Annotated in this window: 17 protein-coding genes and 1 pseudogene; 10 read left to right on the top strand and 8 right to left on the bottom strand. The window is 55.4% G+C overall.

The window, feature by feature from the left end:
- Nucleotides 1-21 precede the first annotated feature (21 nt).
- The 7 genes from HDF10_RS06225 (at nt 22) to HDF10_RS06190 (ending at nt 5,071) form a co-directional block, all read left to right on the top strand.
- On the top strand, nt 22-456 hold the full coding sequence (locus tag HDF10_RS06225; protein WP_183811688.1) for a hypothetical protein: 435 nt from the start codon (nt 22-24) through the stop codon (nt 454-456).
- Nucleotides 446-1,981, top strand: coding sequence for an ATPase domain-containing protein (locus tag HDF10_RS06220; protein WP_183811687.1), 1,536 nt, complete (start codon nt 446-448; stop codon nt 1,979-1,981). The genes HDF10_RS06225 and HDF10_RS06220 overlap by 11 nt, the downstream gene beginning before the upstream one ends.
- Nucleotides 1,971-3,275, top strand: a complete 1,305-nt coding sequence (locus tag HDF10_RS06215) for an ATP-binding protein (protein WP_311732683.1) — start codon at nt 1,971-1,973, stop codon at nt 3,273-3,275. Before HDF10_RS06220 ends, HDF10_RS06215 begins: the two co-directional genes overlap by 11 nt.
- 349 nt (nt 3,276-3,624) lie before the next feature.
- Entirely contained in the window at nt 3,625-3,906 is a 282-nt protein-coding gene (locus HDF10_RS06205; RefSeq protein WP_183811684.1) for an EAL domain-containing protein, read from the top strand.
- A complete protein-coding gene (locus tag HDF10_RS06200; protein WP_183811682.1) occupies nt 3,903-4,316 on the top strand; it encodes an EAL domain-containing protein in 414 nt (137 codons plus the stop codon). The genes HDF10_RS06205 and HDF10_RS06200 overlap by 4 nt, the downstream gene beginning before the upstream one ends.
- Nucleotides 4,317-4,338: 22 nt before the next feature.
- Entirely contained in the window at nt 4,339-4,647 is a 309-nt protein-coding gene (locus tag HDF10_RS06195) for a hypothetical protein (RefSeq protein WP_183811680.1), read from the top strand.
- A gap of 145 nt (nt 4,648-4,792) precedes the next feature.
- Nucleotides 4,793-5,071 (top strand): hypothetical protein, encoded by a 279-nt coding sequence (locus HDF10_RS06190; protein ID WP_183811678.1) that lies wholly within the window; start codon nt 4,793-4,795, stop codon nt 5,069-5,071.
- 425 nt (nt 5,072-5,496) lie between these two features.
- On the opposite strand, the gene HDF10_RS06185 is transcribed toward HDF10_RS06190, so the two are convergent.
- The 5 genes from HDF10_RS06185 to HDF10_RS06165 all read right to left on the bottom strand — a co-directional run bounded on the left by HDF10_RS06185 (nt 5,497) and on the right by HDF10_RS06165 (nt 11,452).
- Nucleotides 5,497-6,462 carry a YfdX family protein gene (locus HDF10_RS06185; RefSeq protein ID WP_183811677.1) on the bottom strand — a complete coding sequence of 322 codons (966 nt, stop codon included), beginning with the start codon at nt 6,460-6,462 and terminating at the stop codon, nt 5,497-5,499.
- Between the two features lie 109 nt (nt 6,463-6,571).
- Nucleotides 6,572-7,663 (bottom strand): VWA domain-containing protein, encoded by a 1,092-nt coding sequence (locus HDF10_RS06180; RefSeq protein ID WP_183811676.1) that lies wholly within the window; start codon nt 7,661-7,663, stop codon nt 6,572-6,574.
- Between the two features lie 17 nt (nt 7,664-7,680).
- Nucleotides 7,681-8,253: a phosphate-starvation-inducible PsiE family protein gene (locus HDF10_RS06175; RefSeq protein WP_183811675.1), complete on the bottom strand. Its 573-nt coding sequence runs from the start codon at nt 8,251-8,253 to the stop codon at nt 7,681-7,683.
- Nucleotides 8,254-8,377: 124 nt separating this feature from the next.
- Nucleotides 8,378-8,899, bottom strand: coding sequence for an Hsp20/alpha crystallin family protein (locus tag HDF10_RS06170; protein WP_183811674.1), 522 nt, complete (start codon nt 8,897-8,899; stop codon nt 8,378-8,380).
- 984 nt (nt 8,900-9,883) lie between these two features.
- Nucleotides 9,884-11,452 carry a tetratricopeptide repeat protein gene (locus HDF10_RS06165; protein WP_183811673.1) on the bottom strand — a complete coding sequence of 523 codons (1,569 nt, stop codon included), beginning with the start codon at nt 11,450-11,452 and terminating at the stop codon, nt 9,884-9,886.
- A gap of 305 nt (nt 11,453-11,757) precedes the next feature.
- Here HDF10_RS06165 and HDF10_RS06155 point away from each other — a divergent pair, with 305 nt between their 5' ends.
- A complete protein-coding gene (locus tag HDF10_RS06155; protein ID WP_260177696.1) occupies nt 11,758-17,409 on the top strand; it encodes a choice-of-anchor tandem repeat GloVer-containing protein in 5,652 nt (1,883 codons plus the stop codon).
- Between the two features lie 115 nt (nt 17,410-17,524).
- Nucleotides 17,525-17,656 (top strand): annotated as a pseudogene (locus HDF10_RS21570) (hypothetical protein); the annotation flags it as partial.
- Between the two features lie 48 nt (nt 17,657-17,704).
- Here HDF10_RS21570 and HDF10_RS06150 read toward each other — a convergent pair.
- The 3 genes from HDF10_RS06150 to HDF10_RS06140 are packed head-to-tail and all read right to left on the bottom strand — an operon-like array spanning nt 17,705 to nt 19,674.
- On the bottom strand, nt 17,705-18,346 hold the full coding sequence (locus HDF10_RS06150; RefSeq protein ID WP_183811668.1) for an AAA-type ATPase lid domain-containing protein: 642 nt from the start codon (nt 18,344-18,346) through the stop codon (nt 17,705-17,707).
- Between the two features lie 36 nt (nt 18,347-18,382).
- The gene (locus HDF10_RS21350) at nt 18,383-18,484 is read right to left on the bottom strand and encodes a sigma 54-interacting transcriptional regulator (protein ID WP_221271552.1); all 102 of its coding nucleotides are present in this window, start codon (nt 18,482-18,484) and stop codon (nt 18,383-18,385) included.
- Nucleotides 18,485-18,486: 2 nt separating this feature from the next.
- The gene (locus HDF10_RS06140) at nt 18,487-19,674 is read right to left on the bottom strand and encodes a GAF domain-containing protein (protein ID WP_183811666.1); all 1,188 of its coding nucleotides are present in this window, start codon (nt 19,672-19,674) and stop codon (nt 18,487-18,489) included.
- Between the two features lie 682 nt (nt 19,675-20,356).
- On the opposite strand from HDF10_RS06140, the gene pulA reads away from it, so the two are divergent.
- Nucleotides 20,357-23,812 carry a pullulanase-type alpha-1,6-glucosidase gene (gene pulA, locus HDF10_RS06135; RefSeq protein WP_260177695.1) on the top strand — a complete coding sequence of 1,152 codons (3,456 nt, stop codon included), beginning with the start codon at nt 20,357-20,359 and terminating at the stop codon, nt 23,810-23,812.
- Nucleotides 23,813-23,848 lie beyond the last annotated feature (36 nt).

Genomic DNA, 23,848 nt, shown 5'->3' with positions numbered 1-23,848 from the left:
TTACTTTACGATTCGACGAGAATGACAAACCCGGTCACCCCAGAGTTGCGCGATTTTGCTGAGCGGCTCTTTGCCGATGAAGCGGTTGTGTCCTCGGAGTCGGGTGTGCCTGCGGCATTTCTCGTCTGCGAGAAGCTGCGGCGGCCTCTCACAACGCTTGCGGGAGGGGCCGGTTTTCACTCGCTTCTTTTGCGCGCCTTGACACTGGCCAAGCGAGAGGCTCCGAGCCTCGACGCGGTACAGGTCACTGCGGATGGATCGTTAGAGGATGGCGATATTGAGCCACATCTGGACAACCGTGATGCCGAGGCAGGAACGCTCCTTATCGCTCACGTGATCGGGCTGCTTGTTACGTTCATTGGGGAGTCTTTAACGCTGCGCCTGATCAAAGATGTCTGGCCCGATGAATCGTTCAATTCATTGACTGAGGAAGGGACAGCAAAGCATGAGCCGTAAGAATAAGGTGACCATTAACAAACTGCCGACGGGAGTTCCGGGCCTGGACGAGATCATGGGCGGCGGTCTGCCGGAGTATTCTTTCAACATCATTGCGGGCTCGCCAGGATGCGGGAAGACGACTCTGGCGCATCAATTTGTGTTCGCCAATGCGACTCCGGAAAAGCCGGCACTCTATTTCACAGTTCTGGGCGAACCTGCGCTGAAGATGCTGCGATATCAACAGCAGTACTCTTTCTTCGACCAAGAGAAGCTGCCCGGTTCTATCCGTTTCGTTAATCTGAGCCAGCTGATCCTGGAGCAGGACCTTGACGTCGTGCTGAAAGAAATCAGCAAACAAGTAGAAGAGACTAATCCTGGAATCGTAGTCGTGGACTCATTTCGCACGGTCGTGCGCAAAGCGGTTGGCGCAGCCACCGAGATGGAGTTGCAGGGGTTCGTGCAGCGACTCGCGCTTCACCTGACGAGCTGGCAGGCGACGACCTTTCTGATTGGGGAGTATGCCGAGGCGGAGATGCGCGACAATCCCGTATTCACGGTGGCGGATGGCCTTTTCTGGCTCTACCAGACGGCGGAGCGAAACTCGATTGTGCGTAAGTTCCAGATCATGAAGCTGCGGGGGCAAGCGTCGGTGCCGGGACTGCACACATTCCGTATTACCGATGCGGGACTGCAGGCCTTCTCACGAACCCTTGGCCTCACCAAGCGACCAAATAAGGATGTGACCGGGCAACGGCTCTCTATCGGTATTCCGGAGCTGGACAAAATGTTGGGAGGGGGTATCCCCGAGGGCGACAGTCTTCTGGTCGCAGGAGCGTCGGGAACGGGAAAATCGGTCCTGGCAACACAGTTTCTAGCCGAAGGCCTACGTCAAGGGGAGGCGGGAATAGCTGCGGTCTTTGAAGAACGTCCCAAAGAATACGTGGCGCGGGCGGGCACGCTTGGTCTAGACCTGGAGACGCCGCAGGGCGACGGCAAACTCGAGATCCTCTACCTTCGCCCGTTGGATCTTTCGGTCGATGAAACCATGCAGGAGATCCTCGACGCGGTGCAAAGGATAGGCGCGAAGCGTTTGGTGATCGATTCGCTGGCGGGCTTTGAGATGGCGCTGGCGCCAGGCTTCCGCACCGACTTTCGTGAATCTCTCTACCGGATGATCAGTGCCTTGACAGGAATCGGCGTGACCATCCTGAGCACAGTCGAACTGGAGGAGTCCTTTACCGAACTTCCCTTCAGCACTTACTCGATTTCATTTCTGACTGACGATATTATCCGGTTTCGTTATGTGGAGATTGACGGTCAACTGAAGAAGATGATGATCGTCGTTAAAATGCGTGGCGGCAATCACAGTAAGGACATCCGGGAATATGAGATCACCTCTGATGGAATCGTTCTCATAGGACCGCGGCTCCGGGGCTATGAGGGTTTGATCACGGGCGTTCCCGAGCAGATGGAACGGACCCGCCAGGGAAAAGACCTAGACGTAAGCCAACCACCAGAAAGTAAGCACCTCTATGGGATTTAGGCTAAGACCGCGTACTACTGACGAACTCTTGGACGGGGCACGTAAAGTCGGCGGGGCTCTGGGCCATCCGTGCGTATACGACCTGCTGGATTTTGCACGTCTGCCAATGGCTATCGTCGAGGGAGACACGCAAATTGTGTGTTATGTCAACCCTGCATTATGCCAGCTGGCTCGTAGAAGCAGCAAAGAGGTGATTGGCAGGCCCTTCGCCGAAATTCTGCCGGCAGGAGACAAATGTCTCCTGCTACTCGATCGGGTCTACCGCACTGGAAAGTCTGAATCTCACACGGAGCAAGAGGACGCCGCACCTCATCCTCTGTATTGGTCTTATGAGATCTGGCCCGTTCTAGCTGAATCATCTGAAGATGACCGGCCAGCCGGAGTAATTATCCAGATCACAGAAACGGCACCTTTTCATCGCCGCGTAACGGCGATGAACGAGGCGTTGCTATGTGCGGCCGTGCGCCAGCAAGAACTTACGGAGGCGGCGCTGGCGCTTAATACGAAACTGCAGGCAGAGATGAAGGAGCGCAAGCAGGCTCAGGAAGCGCTGCTGCGAAGTGAAATGTTGGCAAGTGCTGGGCGGCTGGCAGCGAGCATTGCGCACGAGATCAACAACCCGCTCGAAGCTGTGATGAACACCCTTTATCTCGCTCGTGCCAGCGTCGACCGTCCCGATTCCGCCCGCGAGTATCTGGAGATCGCTGATGGGGAGTTACTGCGTATCGCGCATATCACCCGACAGACGCTGGGATTCTATCGCGAGTCCGCAGAGGCTACGACCACCTCCGTCTCAGCTTTGATGGCCTCGGTTGTCGACCTGCTGCAGTCGAAGATCCGATCCAGTGGGGCCGCGATTGAGCAGCAGTGCGAAGAGCATCTACAAGTGATGGCAGTCTTCGGGGAGTTGCGGCAGGTGCTGGCGAATCTGCTCGCAAATAGCCTTGATGCGGTGGGAGAGAACGCCGTTGTGAAGCTGCGTTGTTCCGCTTCTCGGTCTCCTAGTACTGGGCGCCGGTACATCAGAATGACCGTGGCCGACAATGGAAGAGGTATCGATGCGGCTACGGTGAAGGATATCTTCGAACCTTTTTTCACGACCAAAGGGACGGTTGGAACCGGACTGGGGTTATGGGTGTGCAAGCAACTGGTGGCTAAGAACGGCGGCTCCATATGGGTTCGATCCAATACAGATGGAAAACGCAGAGGAACGACATTTTCCGTAGTGCTCCCTGGAGCTGCGATACAGGCGGAGACCGGGCAAAAGCTTGGTAAAAGTTGCGCCCGCCTCTGACCCCGCTCTTGGGAACGAAAGGTTTTCACCCGCTCCGAATCTTTCGTCAGGACAGATCAGCGGCTGGCCCTCGGGCCAATGGGGGAAGGTACGACATCCTTGATTCTGCACGCCTGCCAATGTCCAGCATGGAGGGCCCCGCGCAAATAGTAAGTTATGTGAACCCTGCCTTGTGCCATTTGGTTGGTAAGAGCAGAGAACAGATGATTGGCAAGCCCTTCGCCGAGATTCTGCCGGACGGAGACAAATGTCTTGTGTTACTCGACCGGGTTTACCGCTCCGGAATAGCCGAGTCTCACATCGAGCAAGAACACGCCGCACCCCACCCTCTCTATTGGTCCTATGAGATTTGGCCGATATTGGTGGCGGCCCCAGACAGGGATTGATCGAGTCCATCGGCCGACGGGTGGTGGAAGCCGCGTGCATCCAGTTAAGGGCCTGGAGTGTAAAGCCCGATACGGCGCTCCTCACGCTCGCGATCAACATCAGCGCTCGCGAGTTTTGCCATCCGGAGTTTGCAACACGGCTGCTAGGAGTGGTCGTTCGTGGGGGTGTCGATCCGCGAAAACTCCTGCTGGAATTCACCGAAAGGGCAATGTTCGGCACTATGGAGGAAACCCACACCAAATGACCGCCCTGAAAGCTCGTGGCGTATGCTTCACGCTAGACGACTTTGGCATCGGATATTCATCGCTTGCTTATTTGAAGATCTGCCCCTTGGACCAGTTGAAAATAGATCGATCCTTTGTGCAGCAGGTACTTACCAATCCCAAAGATGCGGCTATTCTCCGCACCATCATAGCTTTAGGAAAAAGCCTAGATCTGGTCGTCCACGCCGAAGGGGTCGAAACAGAAGAACAGCGGGATTTCCTTTCCCCTCCACGGCTGCCGCGCCTATCAGGGCTTTCTTTTTGGCAAACCGGGACCAGTAGAGGCAATATCATTGAGGCAGCGTCCGACAACACGATAGTTATTTGGCGATCCCTAAGCTGTGGGTGCTTCCAGGCATTCTGGTTTTCTTCTCTCCGGCATCCCAACTGAACTTTGACGAATCAAAGGTGAAATGGCTCTGGAGCGCGAGAAGATTTACGAATGTGAAGTCAGACGGCGACGTGTGAAGCAGGGTGGCGGCTATGAATCCTACTGGAAGGTCAAAACGGTTGCTGCCGCGCTTTCGGATGGTGATACGGAGTTCCGCTGCAAAGACTGCTTTGGCGCCGTGAAGGTCCTTGGGAAGAACAGCAAGACTGGCGAAGCCCCATACGTCGAGCATAAGGTCGCGCTCGACTCGGCCTACTGCGTTAATGGACTTATCTTCCGCGCCTCCACAGATGGACGCGCAGCAAGACTCTCCCCTAATCCTGTCGAATGAGCGTTAGCATCCATGGGTGACGTAGTAGGTAGCTACTTGCGTGCCTCTTCACAATGACCGCAGCGACTATTCGGCAGTCGAAGAGAGTGCCCGAGTCAACAGGGGCTGGCACGAGATAAAGTGATAGGCTTTAGCAGGAGAGTTGATGGCACGCAAGGCAAAAGAGATAAATTCCTTCGATTCGTTTGAACGGCCCACGATACATACGGTAAATCTTCGGGTTACTGATTCTGAGGGGATCGACTATGACATCTACGGCGGTAATCCATCGGGATGTCCTCCAGTTCCCCGTGTGGGAGAATTCGTCAGGTATTATCTCGGGCGCGGTGAGGTGGCAAGCGTCGAGCATAGCTTCGAAGAATACAACAACGAGAATAGAGACAACATTACCGTACAACTCCGGAACTGTTCACTTAATGCCTAGATAGATGAATTATGTTGGAGTGAAGCGGTGATAAACTCTGAGGACTCGCTCAGGACACGGTAGGGTAGAGTGACTATTGAGTTCGCTCTGACAAACTGAGGCTTCCCCCAACCATATTTGAAGAGTGCCGAAGATGCGTGCCGGAAGGTGTGAATGCCGACTCAGCTCGTGAACCCGACCCGCTCCCGGGCGGGATGCAGGAAGCGGTCGGGCAGTGACAAAGCGTGGCCCGATCTGGCATCTCAACTCATACCTCAGCAAGGCCGTGCGGCGGGGCGCCTGCAGAATGCAGTCGTGTGTCGCTCCTAATGAGGAGGCTTCTTTATCTGCTGTTCCGCCGCCCTTCTCACCTCCGACAACATTTTTGGAAGGACGGCCGGATTTCGTGTCTGATGGTTATGCAGAGGCGTGTCGCCTGCGTCCTCTCATCGTCGTTCATGTTCCTTCTGGCGCTTCAAGAATGTAGCGATTCGGTCGCGCAGATCTGAGAATTTAGAGCCGATATCGTGCTTGCCCTGAATCGTGGATTCGAGATCGGAGATCTGTTTATCCAAGGTTTTATAGTCGGAGTCGCCGGCCAGATAGCCTAGTTCTCTTCCTCGATTCAGTTCATTCTTTGCCGTCTCCAGCAAGATCCGCTCTTTGGCTTGATCCTGACGTTGCGAATCGGCAGCCTTGACGGCAGCCTGAGCGAGAAGTAAGGGCAGCGGGGTCACGTGATCGACGATGACGAGTGTATTCAGCGCCGTGTTAAGAACTGCCTCCGCCTCCTGGTTCTTGCCCTGGTCCACCAGCCGCGCTGCGTCCAGGAGGACGGCTGGATAGCTGGCTAAGGGGATACATGTGGTGCGGAGCCGAATCTCGCTCACCAAACCTGCCAGCAAGACACGCGCATCAGGCAGATCGTTGATGTTCATGGCGATAGTGGCTTCTTGGGTGAGATGACCGATGGCCTTGCGATCTTGCGGTGCGGTATCGATAACAACTACTTCAGCATCCGTCGGGATCAGTGCGGACTTTGGGTTCCTCGCCAGCAGAATATTAATCTTCCCGGTAGCCCGCTCCAGGGCAGCCAAGGCTTCTGTCTTCTTGTTCGCCTGAATCGCCGCGAGCGCCTGTCGGGTCTGCTCGACGGCCGCGATAGCTTCCTTGTCAACGGTCTGATCAGCTTCCTTCTGGTTCTGTTGCCGTTGCGCCTCCACGTCTGGCCCGTATTGTTTTTGCGTCGCATCATGCTGAGTGTCGGCTGGAGCGACATTAGCCTGTGGCACCGGTGGTGGAGGAGAAGGCTGTTTCGACTGGCAGCCTGCGATGAAGAGCAGGCCTGCCGCGCTCAAAATGAATGCAAATAAGTTCTTCTGCAGCAAGCGGGAATAGCTTTTGTAGTTCATCGTTTTTCTCCTTTCCGAGCAGTTCCTTCGAGGGACCTGCCTTTACGTTCCTGGGTAGACGAACCAGCCACTTTCAGGTCGTTTATCCCCTTGAACAAGTACCGCCCTTTTAGGTCGAAGCGGCGTTGGGCTCGTAGCTGTTCTCTACGACGACCTTCGATCGAATAACCTTTCCATTTGCGTCGATGATCTCCACGGGGCCATTTGTCGTCGGGTCAACCAGTTCGACCCGAACGGTTCGTGCGGCGTCGAGCGGACCGTTCGTGGTGGAGCGATAGCTGATCACATAACGCACTCTCAGGTTTTCCATCAGGTCGTCATAAACTGGGGTGAGGTCCAGAACGCCGCTTTCGGTGTATATTCGACCTCCCGAGACGTTGGCAATCTCTCTAAGTTGAGCTTCGGTCTTCTGCCAATCCAGGTGCGCGTAGGGCCCGGCGCTCGCATAGCTCTTGGCGGCCTCGCGCAGATCGGGACCAAGGTTGATGATGTAGACCGGAGTGCCGGACGCGCGCACGGCATTCAGCGCGTCCGCGTACTTGGCTTTGCTGAAGGTATCGACGCCGGAGGTAATGACGATCAACGCCTTACAACCAGTGACCGTCTTCATGGCCTCAGAGGTCGAGACCAGGGCATCGTAGAAGTTGGTCTCAGACGAGTCGGGAACACCGGAAGTAATAAAAAGCTGTTCAAGCCGCTCGTGACCCGTCGAGAAATCTGCGACCTGTTGTGCCCTGTCGGCATACTCCCAGATGGCAACCTTGTCCTGCCGGCCGAGCTCGCCAAGAAGCTGCTGACCCGCTCTGAGAACTTCATCGGAAGAGGTCTTGTTGAAGCCCTTGTAGCGGCCTCCATGTTCCAACACAATACCCAGAGTGATGGGAGCATGTTCGATCTCAACGGTCGCGTTCTGCTGGCGCACGCCGTTCTCATAGACGGCGAAGTTATCGCGATGCAGGTTGGGAATAAAATAGCCAGCCGGGTCCTGCACCAGCAGTTTCATCGTAACGTTGGAGGTAGCGGGATCGTAGTGAATCTCCGACCGTTGTTTGCCCTGCTCGCCAGTGAAGAGTGCGGCGGGGCGAGTAGGGATCTGGACCTGTCGGTGATGAGCGCTAGGGCCTGGTGGGGATTGCGCAGCAGCTAAGGCGGTCCATAAAAGCATCGCCACGAGGTTTCCAAGGCAAATTCTTCTCAGCATCGTTCTGCTCCCTTTCGTTAAGCGGTTTGTTGGTCTTTCCGGGCGCTATGCCACGGCCGGTCGATGGCGCTCATCGAAGGACGCCGCGGTGCGGCGTCGGCATTCGCCTTTGTCTCTGACCCGGTCTCTGGAACTGCTTTGCCGTCATCCTCATTGCGGACCAGCCAGAACACGATACCCAGCGACAAGGAACCCGCTGCCAAGGCAAAGACCACCATTGGCTGAGTCTGGTAGATGTCGAGGATGATGAACTTGCGGACCAGTGCCAGCAGCGCGATCAGCACGACGGAGCGAATCTGAATGATGTCGCGCTGATGATGCAGAACGACCAGTAAGGAATGCTTGAACTCCATCGCGATCAGGACCGTCAGAACCATCCCGAATACGGTCTGGAAGACCTGAGAGTCTCTGGGATCAAGCAGGTGGCTGCGGACCAGGGCGACGGTATGGAGGACGAGTTGCCAGGTCGCCGCCCCCACGATAGCTGCGATGATGGCTGTCAGCAGCGTGATAATCAGGTGCTCGAACTTCTCGTAGATCGAAAAAGTGCCCCAACGTTTTTGGAAATCGAGATTGAAGAGATGCTTCACGGCTCCTCCTTGGGTACTGCTCCTTTCAGTACCGCCGCACAGGAGGGCGCGCTCCCAGGAGCGCACCCTTCCCAGGGCAAGGTTTACGTCTGGTTATTTTGGGGTGTTGCGGTGCCGCCGCCTCTCAGGCCGCGCGCGAGCCTTCCATCTGCTTCGGAGCCGACTTCGAGCTGCTACCCGAACCGATCTCGATCTTGACCTGCTTCGGCTTGGCAGCTTCCTTTTTTTGCAGCGTGACCGAAAGGACGCCGTTTTCGAAGTTGGCCTGCACGGAGTCGGTATCGATTGTCATCGGCAGAGTGAAGCTGCGGACAAAGCTGCCATACCTGCGCTCGATCCGGTGGTAGTTCTCTTCTTTCTCTTCTGCGACGAGCTTGCGTTCGCCTTTGACCGTAAGGGTCTGGTTTTCCAAGTTGATCTGCAGGTCCTCCTGCGGGATACCCGGAACCTCCAGCCTCAGCACCAAGCGGTGCGCGTCTTCGTAGATATCGACGGGAGGAATGAAGTTCCCGGCACTCAGGCTTTCATTTTGCAGTTCGCCATTGGGGCTGGCGAAATCGTTGAAGATAGAGTTGAGCCGATTCTGGAGTACGGCAACGCCCTCCAGCGGCGAACGGAACGGAACAAAGCGAGTCATCGTGGTCATAGCACACTCTCCTTATCACTTCCTCAATAGGTCTGCGAGGGAAATCCCTCACGCACATTATGACGCAAAACAGGGAAAATAGTTGTAGATAATTTGACAGGTAGGCACTCATATTATCAGGGAGAAGAAACTTTCTATAGAAAGCTTCGAACCGCCGCGAAATCAGTGATCGCGAAGCGAATCGGCCAGTCGCAGAATCAGCAATGTCATTTATGAGATGAGGTCGTTTTGTACCAATTTTGTACCGCCAAGCCGGGAGAGGTGGCATTTTCGCATTTCTCGTCATTGCATTTTCTGTAACTTACAGAACGACAAGACCCATGGAAAGAACGATCCCGTCTCTGGCCACCATTTATAATCAACAACTTACAGGAAATCTCAGCGGTAATTCTCCGAGGTTGTCCTTACTCCTTTCCTGTAAGTGATTTAAAAATATGAGTGGGTGATGTTCCCGTATTGTTCCTGTCACCATAAAAACCTGCTTCAAACCCCCGCGCGAAGTGAGTCGATCCTTCGTGCAGTTTTGTCATTGCGAGTTAGGCGGAGTGATAGACGCCTCTCGATGAGCGCATTGGCGATTTGGCGTGAATCCACCAGCATTCGCGGCGACATACGCGTTTATCGTTGCTAACTGCCGCTTTTTTAGATTTCAGAACTAGAGGCGAAATTTATCCTGCCAGTTTTGGATGACAGTAAAGTCTGGTAACGGCGTTGAGCCGGTGGCGGTCATGATGAACCGCTGGCCATCCGAGTTGACATCGAACTGGAAGTCACTCGATGTCCCGACTGTGAGGTGCCAGCTATTTGGAAGAGAGACTTTGATTGACCGAATCGGAGAGACGCTTTCAATTCTCGTCGGTCAGGTCTTTGTGCAGAACGCAGCTAATCGTATTTCTCTCACTGCCCTCGTCGAAGCTCAGCTTGAACCGGGTTTCGGCCGTGAATGCCAATGACGCGCTGTCGAGAGATCGCGAGTGCCTTAGCTCAATGCTGAGGAGTTGTTGTATCGAGGGGACCACTACCGATCCTGGCCAGATTTGGTTGAGAGGTTGTTGCGGAGGCTTCAGGAAAGTTGATCCTTCTGACCAGCATCTGATATTTGGGTTCATCTTTTAGGGTCAACAGGTCAGGATGTGACAGGCACGAGAGTACATCTGCGTCGTGACTATCGTACGCCTGCTCCAAAAGCTTCAATGCTTCCTGCTTTTTCCCTATGAGCGCGCACGTCTTTGCCAGCGTAGTGGCCCGCAATTTTCCCGCTTGGTAATATTCTTTCTGCTTTGCATATAACGCTTCCAATAGGCCCTGGTCACCATTGCGTTTATATCCGGCCCGGGCGAAATTGATTATGTCCTTAAGAACGGGGTCGTCCATTGATTGTGCCGCAAGTTGTCCTTCTGAAAGATAGGTCGGATAGTCGCGAAGATCCAGACTTATGAGCATGAGGTAAAAATGAGGGGACCGAAACTCTGGAGCAGATCGCTCTACCTCCTTTAGCAAAGTAATTGCCTCTTCGGTCTTCCCGGAGTTGTACAACATCCAGCCTTTATCCGCGAGGGTCGAGTGAGACGAAGGATCGAGCTCCTGGGCTTTATCCATTTGCTTCAGCGTTTCCGCATAACGGCCCGGCATGGCAAATGCATTGGCATACCACCGGCGGGCTTGTGGATCGCCAGGGTTGAGTGCAATTGCTAAGCGAAATTCTTTTTCCGCATCGACAAAGTCCCAACTTCCATACATTTCGGCAAATGCGAGGGCTCGATGTGCTTCGGCAAGCGAATTGTCAAGGGCAACTGCCTTCCTGGCTGCAGCAATTGCGCGCGGGAACACTTCGCTATCTGATGCTGTTGAGTATTCGCGAAGTAGGTCATAGGTATCCGCCAGACCTACATAGGCATGTGCGTCGTTGGGATCGTGAACAATTGCTTGGGTAAAGAGATCAAGAGCGCGATTCAGGCTTTCCGGCGTTCTCTGATTCCACTCATAGCGGCCTCTCAGATAGTAGTCGCGAGCAATCTTCTTCTCCGCATCAGAGGTGACGAGCGACGCGGCCGAATTCGATGGCCGGTGCTTCTTTGCAAAAAATGAGGAAAGCAGATCGGTTGGTGGACCACCGCCAGATATGCCTATGGCTCCATTGACCCCAATGGCGATAAGAAGTATGGCGACAAATGCTATCGCCCATTTTCTTTTAGGGCTCCAGAAGGTACGCGGGGAGACCGGGACTGTTACGGCGGCCAAAGATTCGATCGCCGGCACTCCTATTACAGGCTCATTTCCCTGTAACTCAATCTCCTCCGTTTTTTCGGGGCTGGTTAACTCGGCAGCGTGGGCAGACTCAAGCCATCGGTCCAACTCAACGGGATAAGCATAAACCGAGGTATTTGCGACCCCTGGCACACGGTGGACGGGCAACCCCCGGTCTCGTCCCCACCGCTTGACTGTACGATCGGCCTTGTCCAGATAAGCTGCAATTTCTTTCCATCCTACCAGCCGGGGTGCGGGATCGATCCTCTCACTATTATCCGAAGTTTCGGGCGGAGGAACCGGCATAGAGTAACTCCTTCGATTTCGTTCAATAAAAGGCCCTATTTGTCCCGGCTCGGCACTACATGTCACTTGGTTGCCGCTGGTTCGGACCTTATGATAGCACCCGGTAAGATGTCGCAAAACCGCGCATTCAGCCCTTCCCGACAATATTCAGCACCCGGTTGCACTGGAGCGGGAGACGCGTGAACAGCGGTCGATGGCACCATCTACCCGCCAAAAGGGGTGACCAGATGTTCCGCTGTTTCTTGAATCTGCCTGTTTTTAAAATGCTTGTCTTTGCGAGCCTGGTATTGGTCTTCACAGGACCGATGCCGGCCCAAACCTCTGCCGGGACCAATACGATCATCGAAATCGGAGACGCCGGAGCCGGCCTGTTGCAGGCCCCTGACGGAAATTTCTACTCCTATACGGTGCAAGGCAATCAACCAACGTGCCCGGGCAGCTCCAGCTCGGATTGCTCAAACATCTATCAGATCACGCCGGGCGGCAGTGTGAGCGTCTTCCATGCCTTCCAGCCAGTCGCGGGGCCGACGAATCCGAACGCGGATGGCTTTATGCCCACAGCTCTCATCGTCGGCACGGACGGAAATTTCTACGGTTCCACCTTCTACAGCGGTCCCGGCGGCCTCGGAGTCATCTTCAAGATCACGCCGGGTGGAGTCTTCAGCCTTCTGAAGAGCTTCGGCGCGAATTCAACCGGGCTCGATCCCGGCAATCAACCGAATGGCCTGATCCAGGGCTCCGACGGAAATTTATATTTTACGAACTCCGTCGGTCTCTACCAACTCACCCTGGGAGGGATCCTCACCACCATCTACACATTTCCCTATGATGGAACAACGGGCATCGCCGCCCAAGGCACCAATGCGACCTCCCTCGTGCAAGGGAGCGACGGCACCTTCTACATCACGCTGCATACCACACCAGGGGTCCCGCTAGGCACGACCGGTTCCACTGTTGGCGGGATCGTACGGATCACGACGACCGGGACACTGATTCCCGTCCATACCTTTGCTCTCGATAGCAGCGAAGGTACCAGCACTGGCGGCCCACTGGCTGAGGGCAGCGATGGAAATTTCTACGGCATTAATCAAGTCTCTGACATTTCGGGCACGACCCTCCCTGGAACGGCCTTCAAGGTAACTCCCGGCGGCACGCTTACCGTCCTGTACTCGTTCCCCGATATCATCAGTACCCGAAACAGCGCTCTCTTAGTTGGAAGCGACGGCAACTTCTACGGAGCAACTGCACTCGGCGGAGATACAACCTCCTCCTTTTGCGCTCCGAAAGGATGCGGCACGTTATACCAATTAACATCATCGGGACTGACCACTCTGCATAACTTTGAGGGAGGCTTACCTACCTCGACGGTCCCCTCAGCAAATCCACAGGTAGATGGGTTCGATCCCAACACTCCCCTGGTGCAGGCTAGCGATGGACTGTTCTACGGCACCGTGGTCAGTGGCGTCTTCAAATTCGCGCCTACAACTCCTCTCCCTCCACCGGTACAGGTTACGGTCAGCCCTACCACAATACTGGCGGGCAATCCGGTCACCATCACCTGGCAGGTTCTCAATGCCTTCTCGTTGACTGCGCAGCAGTGCGGTGCAACCGTAACCAGCAGTACCTCCTCCTCCGGTGCGGGGGCGTGGATCGGTCAGCAGACCGGGACTTCCAGTGGCGGAGTGTTTCATGGCTCAGCGACCATTACGCCGACAAAAGGCGGCCTGTACACCTATGCACTCACGTGTGGAGGCAAAGAGTCCGGCTTTGCAACATTGAAGGTGATCGCCCCTCTCAATGTGCCTGCAACTCTTCCCAACGGATTGGTGGGTTCACCCTACATTATTCCGCCTGACGAGTTCGATGGCGTTCCGCCATACACCACGACTGTCACCTCCGGAGCGCTCCCTCCCGGACTAGGAATAGATCCGGCGACGGGCGTATTGACGGGTACCCCGAAGCAATTTGGAACCTACACCTTCGGGCTACAGGTGATCGACTCGAACTCATCCCCGGCCAAGGCAACGGGAACTACTACGCTCACGGTCAAGCAGAGTCTGATGATCGCGAACGGAATTGTCCTCAAGGGGCAAGTCGGCTCTAAGTATTCATTCACGCTGCCTGCGATTGGCGGAATCAAGCCCTATACCTGGAGTATCTCCTCCTACATTCCGGAGGGCATCACACTCGATCCAGCGACTGGCATTCTCTCCGGTACTCCAACAACGGCGACGGCGATGCCGACGCCAACCATCACAATCCAGGTGACAGACTCCGAAGGCACTCCGGACAAGACCACCGTCAACCTGCCATTCCTCATCCTGCCGCCAGCTCCTATTGCTGCAGTCGAGTTCACACAATCGATCCAGGTGTATCAGAGCCTGGACGACCTGAAGACCGCGCTTTTGGCGAACGGAGAGCCACCGATGCCCATGATTTCGGGCAAGCCAGCTGTAATGCGCGTCTATTTTACGGGGGTGGACACGGCGACTACGGTGAGCCTACAGGTGAGTGGCGTTGTGTCGGAGACAAAGACTATCGATCTGCAACCCGGCTGCGAACCTTCGGACCAGCGTTCCCATAACAATTCGTGTCCCTCGGTGGACATTTACTTCACACCGCCGTCGGGACCGTGGGTGGCCGATCTGGTCCTGAATGACACGACCGGAAACCAGTTGCAACATGAGACGTTGACGGTCACAAGTCGGGACACAGCCGGTATCCATCTGCTTGGGACTAGCGTCTGCGATTCGAAATCCGGGCTTCTAACCTGGAACTGTGGTGATCCAACGACCCTTATCGGTAAAACCGAACTCCTGGCCAGGATGATGCCGACCAATTCGGTAACTTTGGATATGACCTCCGACCGGATCACCAACGTAGTGTTTCCAGCAACTCCATCATCCTCCGCTTATCTGTCCTGGCTCTTTCTGTCGGTTAAGCAGTTAGAGGTGCTGTTTGACACGAATCTTGTGGCAAATGAGGCCGCGGATCTTGCGGCCAATACCTACTCATTACGGTACGGAATTTACCGTCACAATCTGGACCCCACCGGCAAGATCAGTGCCGATACTGGTGTGGCCTACAAAATTCCGGGACGCGGGGCCACGTCAGCCGATTTCACCGAACGACTTGGAGTGGACGCCACTGCGACTGTGGTGACCCACGAGACGGGCCATACGCTCGGTCTTCGCCATACCAATATTCGGGGACCAGAATCCGATATGCCACCGGGTTGCTACAACCTGGCCGCAGATTCCACCACAGATTGGCACCCGATGATTACTAATAATGTACAGAGCTCCATTCAATACGAATATCCCTTCGATGTGTCAACGGGAACGGTACTCGATCCCAATTCAACCTTCGAATTGATGAGCTACTGCTCTCCGCGCTGGATATCTCCGCAGAGATACGATACCGTCACCCAAACACTGGGAGGCGGCACGCCCGTTGGCGATCGACTACGCAGTCCCGTTCACGCCGAAGCAAGTCAACTTGCGCACCCACACGCATCGGCTCCAGTTATCGGCCCATACTGGCTGGTATCGGGCGCGATTCAATCCACCGGCGTTGTGTTTGATCCTATCTTTCAGGACACCCTTAACGGCACCTCTGACCCCGGCGCAGGTACCTACTCCATCGAAGAGCAAAACTCCGCGGGTCTAGCCCTGTATACCAGGTACTTCACACCCATAGGCTCAGGCACTGACATTGCTACCGGTCCCGACCTGGTTTTCGATCCAACCTTCGCCGTGTCGATTCCGGTGACGTCAGGTGTCTCGTCCCTCGTTGTCAAGGACTCCACCGGCACACTCATTGGGAACGTGGCCATTACCGGCACGGCTCCTTCTGTGAGCATCACCAGTCCAGTAGCTGGATTCAGTGCCTCCGGCCTCCAGACTGTCAGTTGGACGGCAACATCGCCCTCAAGCGCGCTCACTTCGCGCGTCCTCTATTCATCTAACAGTGGTGCAACCTGGTCGCAAATGGGCGAGATTGCGGACAATGGGCTCAGCCTCGATTTCGGTTCTTTGCCCGGAACGAATGGTGCCACGGCGCTCATCAAGGTGCTTGTCTCAGATGGGGTCAATACAGGAAACGCGACTTCGATCCCGTTCTCGGTTGGCCGTAAGGTTCCAACCATTGTGCAGATCCTTTCCCCGGCCGCTAACTTTGTCCATGCGACCGCAGACCCACTGCTGCTCATCGGCGCAGCCTATGATCCGGATGACGGCATGCTCCACGGTACCAGCCTCGTATGGAAATCGGATATTCAGGGGACTCTAGGAAATGGCTCTCCTCTTTCTGTCTCACTTAACCCGGGTACCCACAACCTGACTCTCACCGCCACCGACTCCGACGGCAACTCGATCTCCACCTCAGTGAGTGTGTTGATCAGCGGGGCCAGACCGACTTTGTCGCTGACTACAGCTGCAAACTCTTCGAACTGCGTGAATGCTACGGTCGCAGCCGCTCCGGGTGCACAGGGCGCGAACCTGACTCTTGTCCAGTTCAGCATCACCGGTGGAGCGACCTACATTGGAATTCCCACGGGGAACCTTCCCTTTACCTTGACCGTTCCGGGCAGTGGGTCAGTCAATTTGGTCGCCCGTGCCTATGACGCGAGCGGTCAATCGGCCGCAAAGTCGACCGTAGTGATTATTCCAGCCACCTGCGTACAGGCAGTAAAACCAAACCCTGCCATCACCTGGACTAATCCGGCAGCAATTACCTATGGCACGCCCCTTGGCAGCACACAACTCAACGCCTCCGCTTCCGTGCCCGGTGTCTTTTCCTACTCGCCCGTCGCCGGTACGGTTCTCGGGGTCGGAAGCCAGACGCTCAGCACGACCTTCACACCAACTGACACTGTCACCTACGCGGTAGTGACGAGCACGACAACCTTGGCCGTAACACCTGCTCAACTCACCATCACGCCCGTGAACGCCACACGCACCTACGGCGCAGCGAATCCTATCTTCACCTTCAGCACGAGCGGCTTCGTAAACGGCGACTCCGCCTCAGTGCTCAGCGGTGCGCCTGCTCTTACAACGTCGACAACGACGACATCCTCCGCAGGCAGCTATCCCATTTCCGCTGCTCAAGGCACGTTGGCGGCAACAAATTACGCCTTCAACTTTGGCGCCGGTACCCTGACTGTTACGCAGGCTACAAGCGCTGTCAGCCTACAACTCAGTGCTTCGTCTATCGTTGTTGGCAACACAGAGACAGTGACTGTGACGGTTAGCTCCGCCGGGGCGGGCACGCCTACCGGCACTATAAACTTCCTCGATGGAACGACGGCACTGGGATCTGCTACGCTCACAAACGGACAGGCAAGCTTCACGACAAGTTCTCTGGCTGCCGGTGCGCACACGCTGAATGTAAGTTACTCCGGCGATACAAACTTTTCCTCCGGCAGTGGCAGCGCCTCAGTCACAGTGAATGCTGCCCCAACTGATTTCGCCTTCGCTGCCGGCGGCACTACCACACAGACAGTTCAGGCCGGTCAGGTGGCCATGTACAGCTTTTCATTGACCCCAATGTCTGGTGGCTATCCTGCAGCAGTCACATTTACCGTGTCTGGCCTGCCCAACGGGGCAACGGCAACGTTTACGCCTTCGTCGATTCCGGCCAATGGAGCCGCTCAGACCGTAACACTAAATATCCAGACTGCGGCAAAGACGGCCATCAATGGCAGACTATGGCCGCACAGCCTAACTCCGTTCACACTCGCAATGTTTGTGTTTCCAGTAGCAACGTGGCGCCGCCTTAGAAGATCGAAAAAGCGCTTCGGCTCAAAACTGCTGGTTATAACCGCTGTAGCTTTGGGCGCTGGGATCACCGGTTGTGGAGGAAAGGGAACGTCATCCGCGCAGACCTATACCCTCGTAGTTACCGCAACCAGTGGAGCGGTTCAGCATAACAGCACATTGACCTTGATCGTCCAGTAGGACGTAAACATAGGGCCTAGATCCAAAAAATCGGTTCATACAGGCCTCCTGACGGCCTAGCCCTATAGCTCCATCTGACGGCTGGTAGCTAGACAGTTTTCGCAAACTCCAGTTAAGAGCGGAGCTCTTCAACCTCCTCAACCTCACCAACTACAGCACGCCGGATAACGGCGTACAGGACGCGCAGTTCGGTCAGATCCTGAGCGCGGCTCGCTCTCTTTCAGGCGAATCGCTCGATTCTGAATGAGAGTTGAGAGTCGGAGATAGGCTCAGAGTGGTCGACGCAAAGTTGAGGCTATTGCAAGGGTGGCCCGGCGTCTTCTAAGGCTGTACGGGAGAGGCGAATTCCAAGCCTCCGCATTTTGTGCTGGAGCGTCGAACGCTTGACTCCGAGGCGAGCAGCTGCTCCGTTTGGTCCTGAGACCACACCGTTCGTCTCCTCCAAAGCGCGGAGGATTTGATTTCGCTCCGTCCACTCCACCATGTCCTGAAGGTTTTCCTGCGGGGCGGACCTGGGGCTTACAGGAGATGGACTGGGCACGGAGTTCGGCTCCGGTTTCAGCTCAGCCAGAGATACATTCAGGATGGGGCTCTTTGAAATGAGCACCGCGCGCTCGATCACGTTTTGAAGTTCTCGAATATTCCCAGGCCAGTGATAGCGGATTAACGCCTGCATGGTTTCAGAGGGGATGGTGTCGATCACGCGCTGATTCCGGCGGCTGAATTCCTTGACGAAGTGACGCACCAGCAGGGGAATATCGTCCTTTCGCTCGCGCAACGCCGGCACTCTGATGGGGAACACATTCAGCCGATAGTACAAATCGGATCGGAATTTCTGCTCCTCTACCATCGATTTCAGATCGCGATTCGTTGCCGCAATCAGCCGGGCATCCGTGCGAAGAGTTCGTGTGCCCCCCAGGTTGCCCGCGCGATTCATGAGCGCAGTCGGCGTAGGGATAGCACCCTTGTTAAGCTAAATTGTGCGGCAATTCCGACGGTTTGCCAACTCCTTCCCTGTGCCTGTCTCGCCAAATAGCAGGACCGTGGAATCGCTGGGAGCAACCGTTTCAACCAGCTCTAGAACGCATTTAATGCGGGGCTGTTTCCCACGATGCTCTCGAAGTTCATTTCAATGCGGATTTCTTCTTCAAGATAGACCTTCTCCAGGGCGAGCTTGTCCTTGAGCTCGGAGATTTGGCCGTACGCTAAAGCGTTCTCGACTGCGATCGCGATTTGTCCTGAAGCCTGGGTGAGGAGATCAACATCCTCCGGCGTAAACTGGGTCTCGGTCGTGCGTAAAATCGAGAGAATTCCTAGGACCCGGCCGCGACTTACGAGCGGAATAAGACAAGAAGCCTTCATGCCTTCGGCAGCCGCGATATCACGCACCTCAGAAGATTCGCGTTCGTCCAGTTCCGGCGCGTAACCCACCACAGGTTTCATGGTGTCCACTGCTTTTCTACCGGCGGCGCCTGGCGTAAACAACAATTCTTCCTTGATAACCCCCTGCCCGTGCGGAAAATCGACAGCAAATAGTTTGAATTTTCCCGACGTTGCGTCGGGCAGCAAAACGGTTACGGCATCTGCGTGTATGAGTTCGCGTATATTGGCTGCAACCGCCCGCAAGACCTCCCGCAGGTCCAGGCTCGAGGTGATTTGTGTCGTCAGATTGAGGAGCAACTGCAACCGATCTCTTAATCCAGAAACCTCTTGAAACGCCAAAGCGTTCTCAACTGCGATGGCGATCTGGCCTGAAACTTGTGCAAGAAACTCTAAGTCGTCTGGCGAGAAAGAGACATCCGTTGTTCTGGCAATCACCAGTGCCCCCAACGCTCGACCCAGGTTCGCGAGTGGTATCACACAGTGTTGCTGCAGGCCCTCAGCAATGGCCAACTCTCGTACCTCCGGGGAGAATGCGTCGGGGTCGAGCGGGCTCACGAGCGTCGGTTTCAAGCTTTCACGAGCTCTCCCGCCTGGGCCAGCGGGCGTCAGAAGCAATCCTTCTCTAATGAGTCCTTTGCCTTTTGGGAAATCCAGTGCCAGAAGCCTTTGGCCTTTGGATGGGCCGGCAGGCAGGGTGATGGCCACCATGTCGCACCGCATAACCCCACAGATGTTAGCTGAGATAGCGCGCAGCAACTCTCGAAGTTCCAGATTCAAGGTGATTTGGTTAGTTACGTTCAGGAGCAAATTCAGCCGGTCATTTTTCGTGCGAAGGAAGAGGGAGCGTCGAGCTTCCAGGCGATAGGCAGTGCGATCACACACGCCAAGACTGCGAGTAGATAGGTTTTCAATCGACCATAATCCTCAGGTATCGAATCGTCTTAGTTGGGCTCGGTTTGAGTTCGTCGATCATTTAGTGCCGATCACTGCGTGGAGCTGGAGATTTGCTGCCATCAATTCAAATCGATTTTTCTGCAACGCACAATCTCGGCGCCGACTTGAACTGCTTTGGTGGGGGGAGTGGCGTTCTGCTTGCGCAGTGACTGCAGAGTTCAACTCTTTTCTTTGCAAGTTGTGGGTTTGACGCGCTGCTGGCCGAAAAAGGCTGGCGGTGCTCATCGTCTGACCCTTATTTATCACAGTCAAATCGATTCGATGGCCGCCAAAAATCGGACTTGAGTGCGACCAATGCGCGAACATCACTGATCGGAAAATTTGTTTACTTGGCAGGAGACACTTACGCGAAAACCTCACGAGCCTTCGTGCGGAGGGCTTGTGACAAATTACTGTAAGTTATTGATTTTAGGTGATGGTCAGAGACGGAATCGAACCGCGCCGCCTACCGGCTCTCTTCCGGGCTGAGGCGAATGAGGTCTCAATTCCCTTGACACCAGAAGTTCTATTCAACTAATGTCGCGACGCTGCCATTGGATGCCTTCGGCGACCGCGAACGATCGCGCCCTTGACTCAAACGAATCCAGCCAGTTTCCTCGGGGAGCCACTCATGAAAATCCGGATTGGAACACCGCGCCTTCTGTGCAGGGCCAGTTCTCGCGCCCTGATGTTTCTGCTATGCGTTTTTGCGTCGGCCCCGGCCTTTGGGGCCGATCCGGCTATCCCCTCGGGTGACATACGCATTCACTACCATCGACCGGACGGCAACTATAGCGGCTGGACGGTCTACGCCTTCGATAACACCACGGAAGACACCGGCAACTATGGCGGCGGTCCGGTTCAGGTGACTGGAACGGACAGCTTCGGCGCGTATTTTGACGTTGGAGTGACACCCGGCGCGCAAGAGGTTGGCATCATCATTCACAACCCAACGGCGTCGGGCGGAGACCAGAAGGACACTCCCAGCAATCTGTTTGTAGATCCGGCCACGCAGGGGATTGAGTATTGGGCTTACTCCGGGATAGCCAAGCTGTATACAGCCGCACCCAGCCTGACCAATCCTGCCGCACTGTTGCCCGGGTACGCCCGCATTCACTACTACCGGCCCGACGGGAACTATGCGAACTGGACCGTCTATGCCTTCAACGATACAGCGGAGTACACCGGCGACTACAACGACGGACTGACCGGAGTGACCAGCCACGACTCCTACGGCGCTTACTTCGACGTAAGTCTGATTCCCAACCCGAAGGACCTCGGATTTATCGTCCACAACATCTCTACCGGGGTGAAAGATCCCGGACCTGATATGCATCTGAATGTCGCCAGCGACACCCAGGCATGGGTAATCTCAGGCAACGCGACTGTCTTCACCACAACGCCAACTCCCACCCAGATACTGAATAGTCTCCTGAACGTCGAGCAGGCATACTGGCTTGATCGCCAGCGAGTGGCCATCCAGCCGCAGTTTGCTCAAAGTGGAGATACCTTCGCGATCAGTTCCAGCCTCACCGGCGGCCTGTCTGTAACTCCCACCGGCGTTACCGGAGGTGTCAATATTCCGCTCACTGTTGGCGGAGCCCTGACTGCGGATGAGTTGCTCCGCTACCCGCAATTGAGCGGGTACACCGTCCTCCAGCTACCGGAGAATACGCAACTTTCGACCTTGCAGACTGCGCTCGAAGGACAGCTAGCGTTTTCCGCAATCGGTTCAAATGGGATGTTGAACTATGCTACTGGCATTCAATTCGCTGGCGTTCTCGATGATCTCTACTACTACCCCGGCAAGCTGGGCGTCGTCGTTCACCATTGGGACGACAAAGACTGGCGCGATTGGCCTGACGATGAGGATTGCGCCGTGAAGCTGAAACTCTGGGCTCCCACCGCGCAGAGCGTCTTCCTGCAGCTCTTCGATCACGAATCCGATACGGCGCCTTCCACCGTCGTCCCAATGCATGAGCACGATGGAGTATGGGTAGCGAAAGGCGACCCCAGCTGGAAAGGAAAATACTATCTCTACAGCGTGAAGGTGTGGGTGTCAGCCGACGGCGCGGTGGACACCAATGTCACCACTGATCCCTATTCGATCGATATCGCATTGAATGGCACCAAGAGCAGAATCACGGATCTCGACTCCGACAAGACGAAGCCCGCAGGTTGGGACGAGGAGACGTCACCTCCGCTAAGAAGCGTCAGCGATATGAGCATCTATGAACTTCATATCCGCGACTTCAGCGTGAACGATCTCACAGTTCCGTTGGCTCATCGCGGAATGTACGAAGCCTTTGCGGACCGGGGTTCGGACGGTATGATGCATCTTCGCTCTCTGGCCGAAAGCGGACTCAAGGCAGTCCATATCTTGCCTTCCTTCCACTTCGCGAGCGTGAATGAAGACAAATCCAAATGGATCATTCCCACCGGTCTGGCGGCTTATCCGCCGGATGGCCAGCAGCAGCAGGCAGCCGTCACGGCAAGCCAGACTAGTCCTGCGTACAACTGGGGCTACGATCCCGTGCACTACATGACGCCTGAGGGTAGCTACGCGATCAATCCCGATAACCGCGTGCGCGAATATCGAGTCATGGTAGACGGCCTTCACAAAGCCGGACTGCGCGTAGTCCAGGATGTCGTCTTCAATCACACCAATGCCAGCGGCGAGGGACCCAATTCCAATCTCGACGAGGTAGTGCCAAACTACTATCACCGCCTCGATGCGAATGGAAACCTCGAAACAGGTTCGTGCTGCCCGGATACCGCAAGCGAACATCGCATGATGGAAAAGCTGATCATCGACACCCTCGTGCTCAACGCGAAGGACTATAAGATCGATGGCTTCCGCTTCGACATCCTGAGCTTCATGTTCACTTATAACGTGCAGGCCATCCAGCACGCCCTTCAGGCACTTACTCTTGAGAAAGATGGCGTCGACGGATCGAAGATCTACTTGTATGGAGAAGGCTTCAACTTCGGAGATACCGCAAACAATCAGATAGGGCCTAACGCCTCGCAGATTAATCTCTACGGTTTTGGCGTTGGCACCTTCAACGATCGCATACGCGATGGCATCCACGGCGGCAGTCCGTTTACCGACGAGCGCGTGCAGGGCTTCGCCACGGGGCTCTTCACCGACCCGAGCGATTACACCATCTCAAATCCGCCGCTGGATGGTCAGCAAAATCAGTTGTTGCAATACTCAGACTGGATCGATGTAGGACTCACGGGAAATCTGCGCGACTACAGCTTCACCGACAGCGCCGGGGCGACAGTAACCGGAGCCCAGGTGCTCTACAACGGACAACCAACCGGATATACCAAGAGCCCGATCGAGGCGGTGAACTATGCCTCAGTCCACGACAACCAGGACCTCTTCGATAAGGTGCAGCTAAAGTCGAGCTACAACGACAACATTGCCACTCGTGCCCGCAGGCAGGTGATGGGCATGAGCCTTGTAACCCTCGGGGAGGGAATTCCGTTCTTCCAGGCAGGCGACGATCTACTGCGCTCCAAGGACATGGACCAGAACAGTTACAACTCCGGTGACTGGTTCAACAAGATCGACTGGAGCGGTAAGACCGCAAACTGGGGCATCGGTCTGCCCATTGCGAGCCAGAACCAGGCTCAGTGGCCCATCATGATGCCGCTGCTCAGTAACCCCGCCTACACTCCGCTTCCAGCAAATATCGCATACAGTAAAGCAGCGTTCAGCGAATTGTTGCAGATCCGCTACAGTTCGGAGTTGTTCCGCATGCCCACATTCGAGGAAGTGCAGCGGAACCTTACGTTTCTGAATACCGGTTCAAACCAGACGCCGGGGCTGATCGTGATGAAGCTGGATGCGAATGGCGGGAGCTACGGAATCTACAAACACATCGTTGTCGTCTTCAACGCAACCAATGCTTCCGTGACCTTCACCAATACTCATCTCCAGGGCTTGGGCCTGCATCTGCACCCGGTGCAGCGAAACTCCAGTGATCCGGAAACGAGGCTATCCACGTTCAACTCTAAAGAGGGGACTGCGACAGTACCCGCACTCACAACTGCGGTCTTTGTGGCTGAAACCGAGTAGATCACTTAGCGGTTCACTACTCAGTCAAGGGGTGTC

The sequence above is a fragment of the Tunturiibacter empetritectus genome (assembly GCF_014201375.1).
Classification (GTDB): domain Bacteria; phylum Acidobacteriota; class Terriglobia; order Terriglobales; family Acidobacteriaceae; genus Edaphobacter; species Edaphobacter lichenicola_D.
The sequence above is the reverse complement of the archived record's forward strand: the minus strand, read 5'-3'. Positions and strand labels throughout refer to the sequence as shown.